Here is a 19,104-nt window from a genome sequence, read left to right on the forward strand (position 1 = left end):
CGTACCCAGGTTGCAACCAGCGGCCAGATCCCAAAGGCCGCTTAAATATACAATCGCAAAAGGGGCCGTCCCAAAAGACGGTCCCTTATTTTGTTTAGGAGTTCGGTTAGTGTTTGAAAGGCTGCGAGAACGAACGTTACTCCCACCGCTGTTTGTTTTGGATTTCTTGAATCATTTTCGATCGATAAAATCCAAGATCAAAGGCGTAGCTAACACTTGTCAGATCGTTCATCTCTCCCGCGGGCCTCTTGCACAATCTGCCACAAACAACTAAGAGTAAATGAAGCGGCTTTTGCTTGCCCATAATCTTCTAAGAAGCATGTGGTAGACCATAAATAACAGAGCGCCAGCCAAGGATAACCCTTTGGACTGGCGCTCTGCTCGCTTTTTTATAAGTTGTCAGAAATATATTAGTCCTCAATCGTCGACAAATCGCCCACTGGCAGCTGAAGCTCCCAGGCTTTGAGCACACGGCGCATAATCTTACCGGAGCGTGTCTTCGGAAGCTTATCCTTGAATTCGATCTCACGTGGGGCCGCATGCGCTGACAATCCCTCTTTGACAAAGCGGGAGATATCCGCTTTCAACTCATCGGATGGCTCAAAGCCCTCACGCAGCGAAATGAAGGCCTTGATGATCTCCCCACGGGTCGGGTCAGGCTTGCCAATAACACCCGCTTCTGCAACTGCCGGGTGCTCTACAAGCTTGCTCTCGACCTCGAACGGTCCAATGCGTTCACCAGACGAGTTAATGACATCATCGATGCGGCCCTGGAACCAGAAGTAACCATCCTCGTCCACATAAGCGGAGTCACCGGAAATGTACCAGCCCTGAATACGGAAATACTCCTCATACTTGGCTGGATTGTTCCAAATTTTGCGCATCATCGACGGCCAAGGCGTCTTGATCGCCAAATTCCCCATCCGGTACGGCGGCAGCACATTCCCGTTGTCATCAATGATCGCCGCTTCAATGCCTGGCAGTGGACGTCCCATGGAGCCAGGTTTCATCGGCATAGAAGGATAGTTGCAGATCAACTGCCCCCCGGTCTCCGTCATCCACCAAGTGTCGTGAATTCGCTTACCGTACACCTTGAGTCCCCACCGTACCACTTCTGGGTTCAACGGCTCCCCAACAGACAGGACATGACGCAGGCTGGACAGGTCATACTGTGAAATAACGTCCTCTCCCGCTCCCATCAGCATCCGGAATGCCGTTGGGGCACTGTACCAGACCGTAACCTTATTCTTCTGAATCGTATCATACCAGTCGGCAGGACTGAACCGCCCTCCGCGGATAACGTTGGTTGCCCCGTTCAGCCAAGGGGCGAAAATTCCGTACGAAGTACCGGTAACCCAGCCTGGATCGGCTGTACACCAGTAAATATCCCCCTCCTGCAAATCAAGGACAACCTTACCGGTGTAATAATGCTGAATCATGGCATTGTGCACGTGATAGACGCCTTTAGGTTTGCCGGTGGAACCGGACGTATAATGAAGAATAAGGCCGTCCTCACGGTCCACCCACTCGATTTCGGCATCAGGCGAAGCTTCGGACATCGCGGACTTGTAGTCAATAAGACCATTTCCCGCTCCTTCCACATCATCACCAAGAACAATAACATGCTTAAGCTCAGGCAGTTCGTCCCGTTTAATACGGTGAAGGAGTGAAGTCGTTGTCACGATCGCAACCGCACCGCTGTCTTCCAGGCGGTCTTTAACTGCTGTCTCCATGAAGGCTTCAAACAACGGCCCTACAATTGCACCAACCTTAATGGTGCCAAGTATACTTACATAGAGTTCAGGGGTTCTAGGCATAAATACAAACACCCGATCTCCCTTGGTAATCCCCAGACCACGCAGCACATTTGCAAATTGGTTAGACAGTGTGGACAACTGCTCAAAGGTGTAGGATTCATTTCTGGCCGCATCACTGTACAAAAGGGCTGTTTTCCCTCCCCGGCCCGCATCCACATGGCGGTCAATCGCCTCATAAGCCATGTTCAGCTTACCTGTCTCATACCAGGAGAAATCTTTCTCCACATTCTCCCACTCAAAACTGTCATACGTTGTTTCATAGTCCCCCAAATTTGATGAGGGTGCCACCGCAGAAATGACTTCTCCTTGCAGTTGATTCATCGTTTCATCCTCCTAATCCTCTCTCATAATCGGATAATTGTAAGTTTGAATTCATGAAAACAGTAACAAGTCGGATCATAGACAGCGCTTACAAGAATTTTGTCGAAAAAGAGCCGGCGCGGTCATTTTGTCACGCATGATGTCAAGAAAGAATTTGTGAAGAATTTATGTCAAAAGATATTATATCATACGCTCAAGAAAGCGGCTACACTTTTCAATTACCTGTTTTTCTGCTATAAGTGAGAGGAAAGAGGAAAGGAGACCGACGATGGAACATCCTAAAATGTACCACGCCCATATCCTGTCCCGCCCACCAAAACAAATTACGGTGGAAGGACCTGTATCCCCTGACGAACTCCGTCGTCTCCGAATGCACCCGGAACTCGACGCATTTCGCAAACCTGAAGATCAGCATCAGGCCCTGATAGAAATCGCCGGTCTTCCAGAGGGGCGCATGATTATTGCGCGGGAAGGGGATTTGATTGTAGGTTATGTCACCTTCCATTATCCCGATGAGATGGAACGGTGGTCTGAAGGGGGCATGGAGGACCTGATTGAGCTCGGAGCCATCGAGGTGGCCAATGACTACCGCTCGCTTGGACTCGGCAGCTCGATGATCAAAACCGCATTTGAAGATAAGCAGATGGAGAATTATATCGTTTTTACTACTGAATATTACTGGCACTGGGATCTCAAGAGCAGCGGACTTGATGTATGGGAATACCGGAAAATGATGGAACGTCTCATGCAGACCGTTGATATGGTTTGGTATGCGACGGATGATCCCGAGATATGCTCCCATCCGGCCAACTGCCTGATGGTGCGGATTGGCAGGAACGTTCCCATTGAATCCAAAGAGCAATTTGATCAAATCCGCTTCAGGCAGCGGTTTATGTATTAATCCGGAATAAGAAAGGGGGACTGCTCCGAAATGTCTGGAAGCGCAGTGTTCGTGCATCACGCCAAAGATTTGAGTTATCATTTCCATGAGAGCCACCCTTTCCATCCGATTCGTCTGCAGCTGGCCATTGATCTACTGTCAGAGACCGGCGCTCTACCGGAGGAATTGAAGCTATCATCCCGTGAGGCTCAAGAACATGAGCTGCTCCGTGTACACAGCGTGGAATACGTAAAAGCAGTTCAAGCCTTAAGTGTGCCTATCCCCACGGAGGACTGGCTGTCCAAGGCCGAGCAGTACGGGCTGCTGGATGAAGAAACACCATATTTTACGGGGATGCATGAGGCCTCATCCTATATTGCCGGAGGTACCCTAACAGCGGCGGAAGCCGTCATGTCGGGCGCGGCTACACACGCCCTGCATTTAGGGGGCGGGCTTCACCATGCTCTCGTCGCCAAGGCAGCCGGGTTCTGTGTCTACAATGATGCCGCTGTCGCGATTGCACACGTCCGGGATAAGTACAAGGCCCGGGTGCTTTATATTGACACGGATGTACACCATGGGGACGGTGTGCAGTGGAGCTTTTATTCGGATTCTGAGGTGTGCACCTATTCCATTCATGAAACAGGCAAATATCTGTTTCCAGGAACAGGCTTCGTACATGAGCGTGGCGAGCATTTAGGTTATGGCTGCTCGGTCAACCTGCCTCTGCAGCCATATACAGAGGATGATTCATGGATGGAGTGCTTCACCGAATCTATTCACCGCCTCACGGCCCATTTCAAACCGGATCTTATCATCAGCCAGCATGGCTGTGACGCCCACGCCCTCGACCCGCTGGCTCATATGAACTGCAGTATGGCGATTTATCACAAGATGCCAGCCATCATCCATGATCTTGCACACCAATACTGCGAAGGGAGATGGGTGGCTGTAGGTGGAGGCGGTTATGATATCTGGAAGGTCGTCCCAAGAGCCTGGAGCCTGCTCTGGCTGGAAATGTGCGACCATCCTCTTAAGGCTAAACTTAACACCGACCCCCTAACCCCTCTGCCGCCCAAATGGATTGAGCGGTGGCAGCCGCACGCTCCCGTCCCCCTCCCCGCTTCATGGCTGGATGATCTCAGCCGCTGGGAGATGATCCCCCGGAGGGCGGAGATCACGGCAAAAAACCGCGATACGCTCGCGGTTGCCCTTCAAGATATACCTTGATTCAAGTCTGAAATTCAGGGTCACATATGACCTACGATATCGCTTAGGATTTCATAGGAGCGGCGGGACGCTTCAACGGTAAACTCCGCAAAGTTAACATTTGCCGTCCCGTCCGCCTTATCAGACATCGAACGCAGAACCACATATGGGATTCCGTTCATATGGCTTACCTGGGCTACGGCCGAACCTTCCATTTCCACACATACCCCGTTCAAATCTTCGTATAATGACCGCACCACAGCATGATCCGCGATGAACTGATCACCGGAGAGCACCTTGCCCACCACATACTTATGTTCCTTACAGATTCTCCCGCAAGCCTCTTCAGCCAGCTTGATCAGCCGATCATCCGCAGGGAAATCCGATACGGACTGGTAAGGAATAACACCCTTTGCGAATCCAAGCGCAGTAACGTCCATATCGTGCTGCTGGCAGGACGAGGAGATCACAATATCCCCGATATTTAGATCAGGATGCGCTGCTCCGGCAACACCCGTGAATAAGATCGCATTCACTCCAAAACGGTCGATCAGAACTTGGGTGGTGACCGCCGCATTAACCTTACCTACCCCTGATCTGCATACCACAACCTGCTTGCCGAGCAAGCTTCCCTTTGTAAAGCTAATCCCGCTGGCTGTAACCGTCTCTTTATCCTGCATATCCGCAAGCAGAAGCGCAATCTCTTCATCCATGGCGCCAAGCAATCCTAATACCGTCATCCGTATACTCCTTCCGAAAAAAAAGCTCCTGCATTGGGAGCTTTTTTGTTCTAACCTTTTTCATATTGTCATAATATTATGAATTGAACAGTTGACCTGCACCGCCTGTCAAAAAAGCCCAATTCACTTTTATATCTAATTTATGAATTGTTGTTCTCCAAATGATTCACAGACAGACGAAGAATCGTCTCATGCGGAAGAATAACCCGCGGGTTCTCCACATTCTCCTTCTTCATCAATTTGGTCAGCAAACGCATGGCAACGGCCCCAAGATCGTACATCGGTTGAGCCACAGTCGTAAGCTGCGGGCGCACCATGGAAGCCATGCGAACATTGTCGACACTGATGACAGAGAAGTCATCCGGAACTTTAAGACCCTCGTCCTGAATGCTATGTATGGCGCCAATCGCCATTTCATCCGTAGCCGCAAACACAGCCGTCGGCTTCTTCTTCAATCCGAGGAAGTACTTCATAGCTTCAACGCCGGACTCATAGCGGTAGTTCCCGATTCTTACGAGGTCCTCCTGATAAGGAATTCCTGCTGCCTCAAGCGCTTTCTTATATCCCTGGAAACGGGCATAACCGTTAGCCGGGTCCTGAAGTGTTCCGCTAATCATGGCGATTTCACGGTGACCATGGCGAATCAGCGTATTCACCGCATCGAATGCGGCCGCTTCGTGATCAATATCCACCGATGGAATAACCCCATTCTCATCACTGGTCGCACAGAGCACAATCGGTACAGAAGAAGTCTGGAAGGCTTGTATATGTTCCTCCGTTACGGTTCCGCCCATGAACAGAAGACCGTCCACCTGCTTCTCAAGCAAGGTGTTAATAACACGAATCTCCTTCTCCTTCTTCTTATCGGCGTTACACAAAATAATATTATAATGGTACATATTTGCAATGTCCTCAATACCTCGGGCAATTTCCGCAAATATGGAATTGGAAATATCAGGAATGACAACTCCAACCGTTGTTGTCTTCTTGCTCGCAAGACCCCTGGCTACAGCATTAGGGCGATATCCCAATCGCTCAATTGCTTCATAAACTTTCTTGCGCGTCTGCGGCTTCACGTTCGGATTGTTGTTTACAACCCTGGAAACCGTGGCCATTGAGACGCCAGCTTCACGTGCCACATCGTAAATGGTAACCGTCACATTCTTCTCTCCATTGCCAATAAATTTTTCATCCTGATCGCGTAGATGCTGTTGTATCCGAACGAACTAAAAATCAGCAGCGGTACTTCATAGGTTCGGTCAAAATAGTAAATTTGGGCTGTTGACTTTAGCTTACATTATAATATGAATTAAATTTATGATACGATAAATCACATCTTTGTGCAATGATAACACCATTTCTACGCCGGAATTTCGTACAAAGATCTTGAGGTTATACTGGAATGGGAGGTATGCCGGACTGTCTTACCCTCTCTGATTATCAGCAGCTCAGGCAGCTGATTGAGCTCACCTTCGTGAACATAACCCTGATCACTTCTTATTCTCGTCAAGGCAGTCATCAGATATTCAGCTCCTCACGTACTTGAATTCCATTTCCGTTCCTCATGCTGTATGTATTTTAGCAAAAAACGCGAAAAAAATCCAATTATCGTGGAAAAACTGCTGATTTTGGAGAAAAAAGTTATTTTATTCTCGAAACTTGTCGATTTGTATGAAACAATGTTAACTGGGATAAGCGCTCCGAGATATCCTTCATCCACAAACTGTCGTCTTTGTCCTTGGCATATCCATAAATATCGAGCAGAAGATTAATACGGTCTTCCTTCTTCCTCTCAAGTACATGTTCAATCGGTTCCGAATCCGGTTCCGTATAAAGCGTATCATAAAGCAGGCTTGCGATCTCATTTATCTCATTGAAATGGATCACCCTGCTCCCCTCAAGCTGTCTCCACTCCCCAATTAGAGACAGTAAATGCGGCTTTACCTCGGGTAAAACCTCATAAGACCCACATGTGCATGACTCACACTGCAGTATGGGTACATTCTCAATTTCAATTCGCCCCTCAAAAATGACCTTTCTGAAATCCAGGCTCATTTCTTGTCCGCAATCACACGACTTGCGCACATCATCACCTCATCTATATTGTGTTTCTAAGTATGCCTTATACAAATAACGTATCAGATGTGTAAAAAGTTTTAGGTTTTGATACAATTAAATAATTGAAATAATATTTCGTCAATACTCAAATACGACAGGAGGAGTAAGATTTGAGACTAACTGGAAAAAGAGTTATCGCTCTGGTGGACGAGGAATTTGAGGATCTGGAGCTTTGGTATCCGGTCTATCGCGTTCGTGAGGAAGGGGCTGAAGTCCATCTCGTTGGGGCCGAGAAAGGCAAAAAATACATCGGAAAATATGGCGTTCCCGCTGAAGCTGAATTCAGCTACGAAGAGGTGGAGAGCCAGAATTATGATGGCATACTAGTTCCTGGCGGCTGGGCGCCGGACAAGCTCCGCAGGTATCCGAAGGTGCTTCAGCTTGTCCGCGAAATGCATGAGGCCCGAAAGCCCATTGGGCAGATCTGCCATGCAGGGTGGGTTCTGATCTCCGCTGGTATTCTAAAGGGCGTCACGGTCACCTCCACTCCAGGAATCCGCGACGACATGGAGAACGCCGGCTCGATCTGGAAGGACGAGGCTGTGGTTACAGATGGGCATATCATCTCAGCCCGCAGGCCGCCGGATCTTCCCCCATACGGCAAAGCCTTCTGTGATGCGCTTGCTGCCAGCGGAGCAGCTCAGAAATAATTAAAGCTTGAATAGCACATTCAGCTATAGTTACATGCGAATAACCGCCAGTGGGCTTAATGCTCCTGGCGGTTATTATTTGGTAAGGCATCCAATAATGCTAATGAAGACTACAATTATGCCGTTCTGTCTGCTGGCCACCCCGGCTGGCTTCAGCCATCAGAAGGCTCTCAATTTCTTCGCTTGTCCGCAGCTTGTAGCAGGCTTCACCGACCGCTTTCTCTTGAGAGGCCTTACAGCCTAATATCCGGTGCTTTACCCTAAGCAGGGACAGCGGTGACATACTTAAATCATGAATTCCGAGATGCAGCCAAAGCGGAACGAACCTCTCATCCCCGGCCATCTCTCCACACACGCTTACAGTAATTCCTGCGGCATGAGCGGCGGTAACCGTGTTGCGTATCATGCGAAGCACAGCGGGATGATACGGATGATACATATGGGCGATCTGTTCGTTCATCCGGTCCACTGCAAGGACGTATTGTACAAGATCGTTGGTTCCAATACTGAAGAAATCAACTTCTTCAGCCAGCAGATCGGCTATAGCCGCAGCTGCTGGAACCTCGATCATAATACCTACAGGAACATCGGGGTCATATTCCACTCCCCGCTTATCAAGCTCAGCCATCGTCTCACGCAGGATGCGCTTCGCTTCGATCACTTCCTCAACCGAAGAGATCATCGGGAACATGATCTTCATGCTGCCATAAGCGCTAGCCCGGAGCACTGCGGCAAGCTGAGTTTTGAAGACTTCCGAACTGTCCAGGCTGATCCGGATTCCACGGTATCCAAGAACGGGGTTTTCTTCCTCCGCGATGGAGAAATATTCAAGCTCTTTGTCTCCCCCGATATCCAGGGTGCGGATAACGACTGGATGACCGCCGGCCTTCTCCGCAACCTGACGGTAGACCTCGAATTGCTCATCCTCCGTAGGAAACGTGCTGCGGTTCATATATAAGAATTCCGTTCTGAAGAGGCCCACCCCTTCGGCCCCATACTTAAGAGCAAGCTCACAGTCCTTGAGAGAGCTGATATTGCCTGCCAGCCGAAGCCTTGTTCCATCCAGAGTGACGGCATCCTCCGAGGCCAACAGCTGAAGCTGTTCCTTACGTTTACGGAGCTGTTCCGAAATCCGGGTATAACGTGTGATCAGTTCTTCATCGGGTTCGATGAAGAGACTTCCGTCATCTCCGTCAACGATAAGCATATCGCCTGTCTGGATGGGAAGCGTCAGCTTATTCTCAAGCCCGGAGACCAGCGGAATTCCCAGCGCTCTGGCCATGATAGCGGAGTGGGAGGTTTTCCCGCCAAGCATGGTAACCATGCCCAGAACATTGTTCGGGTTCAGATGAACAAGCTGTGAAGGCGAAAGCTCCTTGGCAACCAAAATGTAAGGCTGGGTATCGGCTGGCAGGGTGATATCCGGCGTGCCAAGCAGGTGCTTAAGCAGCCGGTTGCCAACGTCTTTGATATCAAGAGCACGCTCTTTCATGTATTCGTCATCCAGCAGGTCGAACATGGTGACGAAATGATCAATCGCTTCCTTTACCGCAACCTCCGCCGCCTTGTATTGACGCTCAATGATCCCTTGGATTTCACTCATAAATACGGGATCTTCCAAAATTGCGAGATGGGCGTCAAATATGCCTGACTCCTCTGAGCCAACTGTTTCCTTAATTTCGTTCTTGATTTCTTCTATCTCATGTTTGGAGGTCCTGATTCCTTCATATAAGCGATCAAATTCCTTCGTCAGATCGATGTTATCCATTCTCCGGTCAGGTACATCCCATTCCCAGGATGGCAGCACAAATGCCCTCCCGATGGCTACCCCCGTCGAAGCACCGATGCCTTGTATCATATGAGCCCCCTCCAAATTCCTATTTCTCATAGGATATCCTCTCTCTTTATGAATATGGTATACACCCGCCCGAACATTTGTCAAAGAAAAAAAACAAAAATTAAAGCGGGCATCCCTAAGGACACCCGCCTTGCACCGGTTAAACGGCAGATCTCAGCGGCCACGCACAGGAGAGGTAATCGCATCCTCCACCTTGATGCAGCGGTCCATGATCACCGTCAGACCGTGATCCGAAGCCGTCTGGTATGCTTCCTCACTGTAGACGCCAAGCTGCAGCCACAGCACCTTCGCTCCGATCTCCACCGCTTCCTTAGCCACTTCCGGCGTGTATTCGCTGCGGCGAAATACATTAACAATGTCCACCGGCTCAGGAATATCCTTCAAGGAGGCATAGGTCTTCTCCCCGAGAATGTCCTCGGTAACCGTTGGATTCACCGGAATAATCCGGTAGCCTCGAAGCTGCAGCGCCTGACCGATCATATAAGAGGTACGATCGGTTTTATCCGACAATCCAACAATCGCGATATTGCCAGCTGATTCCAGAATCTGCTTGATTTCTTGACGGCTTGGGTTCTCAAATGCCATAGTAGGCAGCCACCTTTCAATATACAGAATATATAGATTTAGATAAAATGAACTTATGAAGGTTACCCTTATCGGGCGCTGCGATGCCGAGTGTTCTTTAAGGCCGCTGTTGTCCCCGAAATGCTTGAACTAGATCTCCAAGTAGGGGCATTTCGGAGACAAAGGCGGACGCTCCGCTTCTTCAGAATCACTCGGCCTCTCCGCTGAGAGCGGTTATTTTTCAAGTTAATTTTATCTAGATATAACTATTATTTAACCCATTCTACAGACGCGCCAAGCGCGGACATATGGTCGAAGAACTGCGGATACGACTTAGCCACATGATGGGCATCCTTAATCGTAACCGGCTGTTTGGCACGGAGGCCGACAATGGTAAGAGCCATGATCACCCGGTGGTCGTAGTGGGCGTTGATTTCCACTCCGCCTTCTACCCCTTCAGGTCGCCCGTGCACAATAATTTCCGCCTGCCGCTCCTCTACATTGGCTCCGGCCTTCTTGAGTTCGGCCAGATAATCCGTGATCCGGTCACATTCCTTATAACGCAAATTCTCAACATTGTAAAATCTTGAAGTCCCTTCCGCAAATACAGCTGCGGCCACCATCGCAAGTACAGCATCTGTAGCAGCATCCCCATCAAATTCCACAGCGGTCAGCTTGCTGTTCCCCTGAATGTGCACCACCCCATTCTCATGGGTAAGCGGAACATTCATCATTCTCAGCACGTCCACAACAGCCCGTTCTCCCTGCTTGCTGTGCTCCTCAAGGCCATTGACCGTTACATCGGAATTGGTTACAGCCGCGGCGGCCAGAATAGCCGCAGAGCCTGGATAGTCGCCTTGTACTTTATAGGTCTTGGCCTGATAACGTTGACGACCTGGAACTCTGAAATTCACATAATCATCCAGCACTTCAATCTTAATGCCTGCCTGTTCAAGAACTTCCAGCGTTTGTCCCACAACCACCTTGGACTTAAGATCCCCGAGCACCTCAATCTCGCTATCCTCTTCAAGCAGCGGAGTGAGGAACAGCAGTGCACTCAAATACTGAGAACTGACTTCACCGGATACTTTTATTTTACCGCCTTTAGCCGCGCCTCCACGGATACGGATCGGCAGACGACCGTTATTGTGCTCGACCTCTACTCCCATCTGGGTAAGAGCCTCGATCAAATCATCATGTGGACGCTTGCCCAGTGAATCAGGATAGGTATTTACAAAAGTCACATCCGGACAAAGTGCCGTAACCGCCATCAGAAAACGCAGCACCGCCCCCGCATTACCCACATTTAGCTGCTGCACGTCCTTTGGTTTAGCACCGAAGCCTGTAATCACAATTTTCTCATCGTCTTCTTCAATTACCGCCCCAAGATCCGCTATACAGCGGCGCATGGCATCGCTGTCCTCGCTATGAGCCGGATAATAGATCGTACTCGTTCCTTCCGCCAGAGCCGCAACCAGCAAATAACGCGTGGTGTAGTTCTTGGAAGACAAGGCCTGAATCTCTCCACTTAAATTTGGGGTAGGTCTCACAATTATGTCCATATGTACTCTCCTTTGTAAATATTGCAAAGTATAAATATGATCATTCGTACCTGCCTAATTTCCTTCGTAATAAAAAGCTTAGACGCGGTAACGTATTAAAATATCCGAGGCCACTTCGGCCGCACTTTTGCCTGCCGTATCGATCGTGCAGTGTGCAAAATCATAAGCCTGCTTGCGTTCTTTGAGCAGCTGAGTGATCCGCTCTGCAGCACCTCCGGCAAGCAGCGGACGGTTAGGATCTTCCCCCACCCTGCTGATAATACTTGCGGCATCGGCCTTCAGGGCAACAACCCAGCCATTGTCCAGCATGATCTTGCAGTTGACGTCCCGCAGCACACAGCCGCCGCCCGTCGCGACGATAACGTGCTCTCTCTGAAGAACTTCACGGAGCACCGAGCTCTCTAATTCCCGGAAGTATGCTTCACCTTGGGATGCAAAGATATCCGGAATGGATTGACCAGCCTTAAGCTCGATCTCATGGTCCATGTCCACAAGCTGATAACCCGTTTCAGCCGCAAGATATGCACCTACCGTGGATTTCCCCGTACCCATCATGCCAATCAGTATAATATTGTCTTTATGCCCCTGCACCCTGTCACCTACTTCTCTAGATCTCCATGCTGTGAGTAAAAGAACTTTGTCATATCATAACACATAATCCAGCAAGCAAAAAGACACCCGGTACGGCTCGGCCGCATCCCGGGTGTCTTTGAATTTATTGCCAAGAACTTTGAAGCCTTAGAACCACTGATGGTGGAACACGCCTTCTTTGTCCACACGTTTGAAAGTATGAGCGCCGAAGTAGTCGCGCTGCGCCTGCAGCAGATTCGCTGGCAGTCTTTCTGTACGGTAGCTGTCATAATAGGAAAGCGCACTGGAGAAGCCAGGCACCGGAACCCCGTTAGCAACGGCCGTGGAGACAACCTTGCGCCATGCATCCTGATAATTCTCAACAATTCCTTTGAAGTAAGAATCCAGCAGCAGGTTCTTCAGAGCCGGATCACGGTCATAAGCGTCTTTGATGTTCTGCAGGAACTGAGAGCGGATGATACAGCCCCCGCGGAAGATCATAGCGATGTTGCCGTATTTCAGATCCCAGCCATATTCGTCAGATGCTGCGCGCATTTGAGCAAAGCCTTGGGCATAAGATACGATCTTACTTGCGAACAAAGCTTTGCGGACGTTCTCGATGAACTCCTGCTTGTCCCCATTGAACGATTTCTCTGGACCGCTCAGGATTTTGCTGGCGGCAACCCGCTCTTCCTTCATGGCAGACAGGAAGCGGGAGAAGACGGATTCGGTAATCATGGACAACGGCACGCCTAGATCCAAAGCGCTCTGGCTTGTCCATTTTCCAGTCCCTTTCTGGCCTGCGGCATCCAGAATCACGTCGACCATAGGCTTACCGGTCTCTTCATCATACTGGGAGAAGATGTCCGCGGTAATTTCGATCAGGTAGCTGTCCAGCTCCCCTTTATTCCATTCCGAGAAAATTTCATGTAGTTCTTTTGCATCCAGGTTCAGAGTATCCTTCAGTAGGTGATACGCCTCCCCGATCAGCTGCATGTCCCCATACTCGATGCCGTTGTGAACCATTTTCACATAGTGTCCGGCACCATCTGGACCGATATATGTACAGCAAGGATCGCCGTTCACTTTGGCGGAAATAGCCGTAAGAATCGGTTTCACCAGCTCATATGCGCTTTCTTGACCGCCAGGCATGATCGCTGGACCGTTCAGAGCGCCTTCTTCACCGCCTGATACCCCTGTTCCAATAAAGCGAAGGCCCTTGGCTTCAAGCTCCTTGCTGCGGCGCTGGGTATCCGGGAAGAATGCGTTGCCCCCGTCAATAATGATGTCGCCTTCATCCAGGTGAGGCACAAGCTGTTCAATTGTCGCATCTGTAGCTGCACCGGCTTGTACCATGATCAGAATTTTGCGCGGCTTTTCGAGGGATTCTACGAATTCTTCGATTGAGAAGGTTCCGAAAAGATTTTTGCCCTTGGCTTCATTCTCCAAAAGCTCGTGTGTCTTCTGAGGGGAACGGTTAAATACAGATACCGTAAAGCCTCTGCTTTCGATATTCAGTGCCAAATTCTTGCCCATCACCGCTAGTCCGATGACGCCTATCTGTTGTTTTGACATCAGGTTCTCCATCCTTTGCAGACTATATTTTATGACAATAATATCATTTTAACGTTTTTGTGGAAAGAAGTGAACCCCACTCCATGTTAAGGAACTTCTTCAAGCCCGAACAAAGCACCCCAAAACCGAAAGTTTGAGGTGCTTTGTTCATTGCAGGCATTTGTCCGGGCAGCTCACCATTCCAGCTCCATGAGACTGCGGCGCAGCTTCTTCAGCTTCTCCTTGCTGGCCTCCGCCGCCTGCTCATCACCGGATTTCAACGCCTCATATAAACGCTCAAGCTCAGCGTCCACCTCGATCTGCAGACTTTCTATCTGCCGCTCGGCCGACTGGGAATTGAACATATATGACATTTTCTCGAAACTCGGAATGGAGCCTTTCTGATACAGCACGCGCTGCTCCACACCAGATACCTCTACAAGACGGATGACTTCCCCGAACAGAATGTTCTCGATCAGGATCTGCCGGTCCTTGAAGCGCTTAACCACCGCGTGTCCCCTCAGGTCACCGATCAGCTTCTCGAGCCATTCTGCCAGCTTGGCATCTTTAATTATATAATCCCCCACTAATTTATAACTCATCTGCACACGCTGGAACCGAAGCTTGGTCAGCTTGCGTCCCGTACGGACCGATACGATAAAGATAGAATCACTTTCACTCCAGTACAGAGAATATCCATCCTGTATCAAGTCACGGATCAACTGCTGGATATGCCCCCGTTCAAATCTTAGTTCAAGATTACAATACTCCACTTCGTAACTCTTGTTCATGGTACTCCCTCCTTCAAGTTTTGCTAAGCAAAACTGCTCCGAAAGATTAGACTCTGCAGGGCATGAAACTCAACAAATTACTATCGTCCTGGTTACAGTTTACATTATCTTATACTTCATCCTATGTAACGGTAACTTGGATTATTTGATTATTTTTACCCGCAAAGCTCCGGTCATGACGCACGGCCGCCCGGATTTTGATATAATCAAGCTGCTGCACATGGATCCACCCGTATTGTGAGCATATTTCTAATGTAACCAGGAGGCAAGACTCATGACGTTTACAGGCTTCACCAATCAAGACTTCGACGTCTTCAAGGTTCCGGGACTGGAACCAAGAATGGAGGCGCTTATTCATACGCTGCGTCCCAAGCTGGAAGAGCTTGGAGGTAATCTAAGTCCGTACTTGTCCGCGCTGTGTGGTGAGGAGATATTCCCTCATGTGGCGAAGCACGCGCGCCGTACGATTAATCCGCCGAATGACAGCTGGGTCGCCTGGGGAAGCAGCAGACGCGGTTACAAAGCTCTTCCGCACTTCCAGGTGGGGATGTTCGCCTCACATCTGTTTATCATTTTCGCCGTGATTTACGAAAGTCCCAATAAACTCATTCTCGCCAAATATTTGGATAAACACGCGTCTGCCGTGAAAAAAAACATCCCGGGCGAATTCTACTGGTCCATGGATCATATGGATCCGGGCGGCAGGTTTCATCAAGATCTCAACACCGAGGACTTCAAAAAGATGGCCGAAAAGCTGGCTTCGGTCAAAAAATCCGAGATCCTCTGCGGTTTGCGGATTGAGCGGGATGATCCAATTCTTAAGGATGGGGACAAGCTTACCGCTAAAGTGGAGGAGACCTTCGAGAAGCTGCTTCCATTGTACAAAGCATCGTTCTAGAAATTCACGTGGACACTACATTAAAATAGGCGGTCTGCTTCTTGGATAGGTGAATAGCCGGAACTTACCCGGTGTGTATGACAGAATCTACCCGCAGCAAAAAAGGGACACAAGCTGTTGACTTGTGTCCCTTTTTATATACCCTAAGTCTTGTCTCATGGTTTAACGGCCGTCCGCGCATGACGGCGGGACAGCGCCAGATGAAGGAAGAACATAATTCCCATCACAATGGCGCTGGTCATAAACGGCGAACCGGGGCCAAATAAATCCCATAGCTTGCCTGACACCATAGGCCCAAACACCATGCCTGACCCCTGAATGGTCAGGAACAACCCCCAGATGGCCCCTTTCTCGCCAGAAGGAAGCATATGCGAAATCATCGTATCCCAGGTGGGAAGAATAAACGCGTAGCTGATTCCGATGAGAATCACCAGCAGCCACAGAATTTGAATAGAACGGTTCATAGAGAACAGCCCCACAGATACTGCAGCGAGCAGGAAGCCAATATGAAGGAACCACTTGGTGCCATACCGGTCCGCCAGCTTTCCAATTGGAATCAAACCAATTACGGTAATCCCTCCTCCGACGACCATAAGCGCACTGTAGCTTGCCGGAGACAGGTGAAGCACCGTGCGTACATATAGCGTGATCACCGGGGTTAAGAGCCCGACGGCAAAAGATTGCAGGAACAGCGCCGGATACAGCATCCAGCTCACATTCAGGTTCTTCCTGATCTCAGCAAAGGTCTTCTTAAGATTGCTGCCAATATTACGGATGCCCCCGGTCGTAAGACTCCGCTCCCCCTCGGGATGCAGGACGTGCGGGTCCACCTTCTGGGTTTTATTCTTGCCCGGAAGGAACAAGGATACCACCAATACCAGCGCCATGCAGCCAAGCAGAATCCAGAACACCTTCCTGTAGGACCCGCCATCCACAAAAAAGTTAATCACAATCGGTCCGGCACCCGCACCTCCCAGACTGGACATCTGAATAATTCCCATCGCGGTCGCAAAATTGTTGTTCTGTCCGCTAACCGCCGAGACACCCATCATAATACAGGGCCAGAGGGGTGCAGTCCCCATTCCAAGCAGAGCACAGGCAAGCACAATCAGCGCTGTGTTGGACGTGAAAGCAATCACCGCCACAGCAGCAAAGGTCAAGGATAACCCGATGGCCATCGTCATCCGGAATCCAATCCTCTCAATCAGCCAGCCTGACGGACTGCGAAACAGATTGTCCCCAATATACTGCATGGAGATCGATAATCCGATCGCAAAGGTGGTCAGATGAAGAACATCCCCCATATACACGGGTAGTATGGTAACGAGCAGGGCGCCTTTTACAAATTCAACCAAAAACATAATGACCCATAAACAGACAAAAACCGGAGTAATCAATCTCTTGGACACTGCGTTTGCCTTTAATAATTCCATGCTTTCCTCCTTCTCCTACCATCCGTAGCCTGTCCTATATTTATATTTTGTCCCATTCAGGCCCGAATTTACACCAATGCGGCTTAAACGATGCTTGCATTCCCGTCGCTATTTGCTATACTCATCCTTGTTTATATATTACACAAGAAAGGCTGTGACGGCTCAAAATGGATCACCACCGTACGCCGCTTTTTACGGCTCTTAAGAAACATGCGGCTAACAACCCTGTTCAATTCCATATCCCCGGTCATAAGAAAGGGGCAGGAACTGACGAGGAATTCAGAGAATTTATTGGCGATAACGCATTTTCTATAGATCTCATCAATATTGCGCCGCTCGACGACCTGCATCAGCCCAGCGGCGTAATTGAAGAAGCCCAGAAATTAGCCGCCGATGCTTTCGGTGCGGACTTCACCTACTTCTCCGTGCAAGGAACCAGCGGTGCGATTATGACCATGATTATGTCCGTATGCACTCCTGGTGACAAAATCATTGTGCCGCGCAACATTCACAAATCGATCATGTCCGCGATTATTTTTGCCGGAGCCAAGCCTGTGTTCGTATCTCCGGCTCAAGACGAGAATCTCGGGATCAGCCACGGGGTGACGACCTCATCCGTTCGAAGAGCTCTCAAACGGCACCCTGACGCCAAAGCGGTCCTGGTCATTAATCCGACCTATTTCGGAATCAGTGCTCATCTCGAGGAGATTGTAGAGCTTGCCCACAGCTATCATGTTCCTGTTCTCGTAGACGAGGCACATGGGGTGCATATCCACTTCCACGAAGACCTGCCGATCTCCGCTATGAAAGCTGGCGCGGATATGGCTGCGACCAGCGTTCACAAGCTGGGAGGCTCCATGACCCAGAGCTCGGTGCTGAATCTGAATGTGAAGAACGGATACGTAAACCCACAGCGGGTACAGACCATTATCAGTATGCTGACCACCACCTCAACCTCTTATATCCTGCTGGCGTCCCTGGACACCGCGCGAAGAAACCTGGCGCTGAACGGCCACCAAATGATTGAAGAGACCCTTCAGCTCGCCGATTATGTCCGGACCGAAGTCAATAAGATCGAAGGGCTGTACTGCTTCGGCAAAGAAATTCTCGGCGGTGAGGCCACATATGCTTTCGACCCGACCAAGATTACGGTTCATGTGAGGCATCTGGGAATCACAGGCTACGAGACGGAGAACTGGCTTAGAGAGCACTACAACATCGAAGTAGAGCTCAGCGATATGTATAACATTCTGTGCTTCATTACCCCGGGCGACACCCGGGATACCGCGGATATACTGCTCCGTGCCCTTCGGGAGCTGTCTGCCAAGTACTATTCCGTGAACACCGCTAATGAGCTGGTTGTCAAAACACCGGAGATCCCGCAGCTCTCCCTCATTCCGCGCGATGCGTTCTATGCGGATACCGAAGTCATTCCTTTCAAAGAATCGGCAGGCCGCATCATTGCGGAATTCATCTATGTGTATCCTCCGGGTATCCCGATCCTGCTTCCCGGTGAGGTGATCTCCCAGGAGAACATCGACTACATTGTAGACCACGTGGATGTCGGACTTCCGGTGAAGGGACCAGAGGACCGGTATATTCATCAAGTTAAGGTAATTGTAGAAGCAGATCCCATATTTTAGGTTACATGATGAGGCCGGGCGATTCAAGCTCGGCCTCTTTTTTATGCAGAGCACCAGCTCCTCCTGCTCCCCTCCAAATCAAAAAAGCTCCCACTTGGGAGCTCTAACTTACGCATGCATGATTTGTTTTAGGATTCTTCCTGTGCGGAAACAAGTTCGTTGTATGCTTCTTCAACTTGACGCCATTCTTCTTCGTCTTCAATATTGTAGAGCACCATCTTCTCGTCTTCTTCCTCAAGGCGGAGAATGATCCCATCAGCTTCCGGATTGTTGCGTTCAAGCAGAAGTGCATAAACCTTCTCATTCACGTCAAAAGTCTCAACCAGAACCATTTCCACATCCTGGCCGTTCTCATCTGTCAAGGTGAGCACAAACTCCTCGTGTTCATGATCATGGTCGTGATCGTGTCCGCAGCCGCAAGCGTCATCATGGTCATGTTTGTGATCGCTCATTGAAATACCTCACTTCGGGTTAATTTGTTAAATACTGTCGTATC

At 49.7% G+C, this 19,104-nt stretch carries 17 protein-coding genes; 5 read left to right on the plus strand and 12 right to left on the minus strand.

Translation table 11 applies throughout. The annotated features are described in order from the left end of the window. Positions 1-410 precede the first annotated feature (410 nt). Positions 411-2,138 carry an acetate--CoA ligase gene (gene acsA / locus KJS63_RS03120; RefSeq protein ID WP_213617902.1) on the minus strand — a complete coding sequence of 576 codons (1,728 nt, stop codon included), beginning with the start codon at positions 2,136-2,138 and terminating at the stop codon, positions 411-413. A gap of 268 nt (positions 2,139-2,406) precedes the next feature. On the opposite strand from acsA, the gene KJS63_RS03125 reads away from it, so the two are divergent. Next, positions 2,407-3,039 carry a GNAT family N-acetyltransferase gene (locus KJS63_RS03125; RefSeq protein ID WP_068616718.1) on the plus strand — a complete coding sequence of 211 codons (633 nt, stop codon included), beginning with the start codon at positions 2,407-2,409 and terminating at the stop codon, positions 3,037-3,039. A gap of 30 nt (positions 3,040-3,069) precedes the next feature. Further along, entirely contained in the window at positions 3,070-4,248 is a 1,179-nt protein-coding gene (locus KJS63_RS03130) for an acetoin utilization protein AcuC (RefSeq protein ID WP_213617903.1), read from the plus strand. Between the two features lie 20 nt (positions 4,249-4,268). Here the strand turns inward: KJS63_RS03130 and KJS63_RS03135 are convergent, their stop codons facing one another. From KJS63_RS03135 to KJS63_RS03145, 3 genes are all read right to left on the minus strand, one after another. Then, positions 4,269-4,967, minus strand: coding sequence for a 5'-methylthioadenosine/adenosylhomocysteine nucleosidase (locus tag KJS63_RS03135; RefSeq protein WP_213617904.1), 699 nt, complete (start codon positions 4,965-4,967; stop codon positions 4,269-4,271). 140 nt (positions 4,968-5,107) lie between these two features. Next, positions 5,108-6,127: a catabolite control protein A gene (gene ccpA / locus KJS63_RS03140; protein ID WP_068616714.1), complete on the minus strand. Its 1,020-nt coding sequence runs from the start codon at positions 6,125-6,127 to the stop codon at positions 5,108-5,110. 481 nt (positions 6,128-6,608) lie between these two features. Next, positions 6,609-7,052, minus strand: coding sequence for a hypothetical protein (locus KJS63_RS03145; RefSeq protein ID WP_068616713.1), 444 nt, complete (start codon positions 7,050-7,052; stop codon positions 6,609-6,611). Positions 7,053-7,195: 143 nt separating this feature from the next. Between KJS63_RS03145 and KJS63_RS03150 the strand changes: the two genes are divergently transcribed. After that, positions 7,196-7,735, plus strand: coding sequence for a type 1 glutamine amidotransferase domain-containing protein (locus KJS63_RS03150; RefSeq protein WP_213617905.1), 540 nt, complete (start codon positions 7,196-7,198; stop codon positions 7,733-7,735). A gap of 100 nt (positions 7,736-7,835) precedes the next feature. Here KJS63_RS03150 and ptsP read toward each other — a convergent pair whose 3' ends face one another. From ptsP to KJS63_RS03180, 6 genes are all read right to left on the minus strand, one after another. Beyond that, entirely contained in the window at positions 7,836-9,593 is a 1,758-nt protein-coding gene (gene ptsP / locus KJS63_RS03155) for a phosphoenolpyruvate--protein phosphotransferase (protein ID WP_068616710.1), read from the minus strand. 153 nt (positions 9,594-9,746) lie between these two features. After that, positions 9,747-10,178 (minus strand): CoA-binding protein, encoded by a 432-nt coding sequence (locus KJS63_RS03160; RefSeq protein ID WP_213617906.1) that lies wholly within the window; start codon positions 10,176-10,178, stop codon positions 9,747-9,749. Positions 10,179-10,426: 248 nt separating this feature from the next. Next, positions 10,427-11,719 (minus strand): 3-phosphoshikimate 1-carboxyvinyltransferase, encoded by a 1,293-nt coding sequence (gene aroA, locus KJS63_RS03165; protein WP_213617907.1) that lies wholly within the window; start codon positions 11,717-11,719, stop codon positions 10,427-10,429. 78 nt (positions 11,720-11,797) lie between these two features. After that, the gene (locus tag KJS63_RS03170) at positions 11,798-12,310 is read right to left on the minus strand and encodes a shikimate kinase (RefSeq protein ID WP_280520773.1); all 513 of its coding nucleotides are present in this window, start codon (positions 12,308-12,310) and stop codon (positions 11,798-11,800) included. Positions 12,311-12,457: 147 nt separating this feature from the next. Then, positions 12,458-13,864 (minus strand): NADP-dependent phosphogluconate dehydrogenase, encoded by a 1,407-nt coding sequence (gene gndA, locus KJS63_RS03175; protein WP_068616705.1) that lies wholly within the window; start codon positions 13,862-13,864, stop codon positions 12,458-12,460. A 173-nt stretch (positions 13,865-14,037) separates the two neighbouring features. After that, entirely contained in the window at positions 14,038-14,634 is a 597-nt protein-coding gene (locus KJS63_RS03180; protein WP_213617908.1) for a hypothetical protein, read from the minus strand. 274 nt (positions 14,635-14,908) lie between these two features. On the opposite strand from KJS63_RS03180, the gene KJS63_RS03185 reads away from it, so the two are divergent. Beyond that, positions 14,909-15,532 carry a DUF1054 domain-containing protein gene (locus KJS63_RS03185; RefSeq protein ID WP_213617909.1) on the plus strand — a complete coding sequence of 208 codons (624 nt, stop codon included), beginning with the start codon at positions 14,909-14,911 and terminating at the stop codon, positions 15,530-15,532. Between the two features lie 155 nt (positions 15,533-15,687). On the opposite strand, the gene KJS63_RS03190 is transcribed toward KJS63_RS03185, so the two are convergent. After that, a complete protein-coding gene (locus KJS63_RS03190) occupies positions 15,688-16,965 on the minus strand; it encodes an MFS transporter (RefSeq protein WP_213617910.1) in 1,278 nt (425 codons plus the stop codon). 167 nt (positions 16,966-17,132) lie between these two features. Here KJS63_RS03190 and KJS63_RS03195 point away from each other — a divergent pair, with 167 nt between their 5' ends. After that, on the plus strand, positions 17,133-18,608 hold the full coding sequence (locus KJS63_RS03195; protein WP_213617911.1) for an aminotransferase class I/II-fold pyridoxal phosphate-dependent enzyme: 1,476 nt from the start codon (positions 17,133-17,135) through the stop codon (positions 18,606-18,608). Positions 18,609-18,736: 128 nt separating this feature from the next. On the opposite strand, the gene KJS63_RS03200 is transcribed toward KJS63_RS03195, so the two are convergent. Beyond that, on the minus strand, positions 18,737-19,060 hold the full coding sequence (locus KJS63_RS03200) for a DUF1292 domain-containing protein (RefSeq protein WP_068616696.1): 324 nt from the start codon (positions 19,058-19,060) through the stop codon (positions 18,737-18,739). Positions 19,061-19,104: the final 44 nt, after the last annotated feature.

This window comes from Paenibacillus sp. J22TS3, assembly GCF_018403205.1.
Classification (GTDB): Bacteria; Bacillota; Bacilli; order Paenibacillales; family Paenibacillaceae; genus Fontibacillus; species Fontibacillus tuaregi.

Excerpts from the sequence above, each read along its gene's own strand:
- KJS63_RS03130 (WP_213617903.1), top strand. The coding sequence starts at position 3,070 with ATGTCTGGAAGCGCAGTGTTCGTGCATCACGCCAAAGATTTGAGTTAT.
- KJS63_RS03160 (WP_213617906.1), bottom strand. The coding sequence starts at position 10,178 with ATGGCATTTGAGAACCCAAGCCGTCAAGAAATCAAGCAGATTCTGGAA.
- aroA (WP_213617907.1), bottom strand. The coding sequence starts at position 11,719 with ATGGACATAATTGTGAGACCTACCCCAAATTTAAGTGGAGAGATTCAG.
- ptsP (WP_068616710.1), bottom strand. The coding sequence starts at position 9,593 with ATGATACAAGGCATCGGTGCTTCGACGGGGGTAGCCATCGGGAGGGCA.
- KJS63_RS03195 (WP_213617911.1), top strand. The coding sequence starts at position 17,133 with ATGGATCACCACCGTACGCCGCTTTTTACGGCTCTTAAGAAACATGCG.
- KJS63_RS03180 (WP_213617908.1), bottom strand. The coding sequence starts at position 14,634 with ATGAACAAGAGTTACGAAGTGGAGTATTGTAATCTTGAACTAAGATTT.
- gndA (WP_068616705.1), bottom strand. The coding sequence starts at position 13,864 with ATGTCAAAACAACAGATAGGCGTCATCGGACTAGCGGTGATGGGCAAG.
- KJS63_RS03185 (WP_213617909.1), top strand. The coding sequence starts at position 14,909 with ATGACGTTTACAGGCTTCACCAATCAAGACTTCGACGTCTTCAAGGTT.
- KJS63_RS03190 (WP_213617910.1), bottom strand. The coding sequence starts at position 16,965 with ATGGAATTATTAAAGGCAAACGCAGTGTCCAAGAGATTGATTACTCCG.
- KJS63_RS03200 (WP_068616696.1), bottom strand. The coding sequence starts at position 19,060 with ATGAGCGATCACAAACATGACCATGATGACGCTTGCGGCTGCGGACAC.
- KJS63_RS03135 (WP_213617904.1), bottom strand. The coding sequence starts at position 4,967 with ATGACGGTATTAGGATTGCTTGGCGCCATGGATGAAGAGATTGCGCTT.
- acsA (WP_213617902.1), bottom strand. The coding sequence starts at position 2,138 with ATGAATCAACTGCAAGGAGAAGTCATTTCTGCGGTGGCACCCTCATCA.
- KJS63_RS03125 (WP_068616718.1), top strand. The coding sequence starts at position 2,407 with ATGGAACATCCTAAAATGTACCACGCCCATATCCTGTCCCGCCCACCA.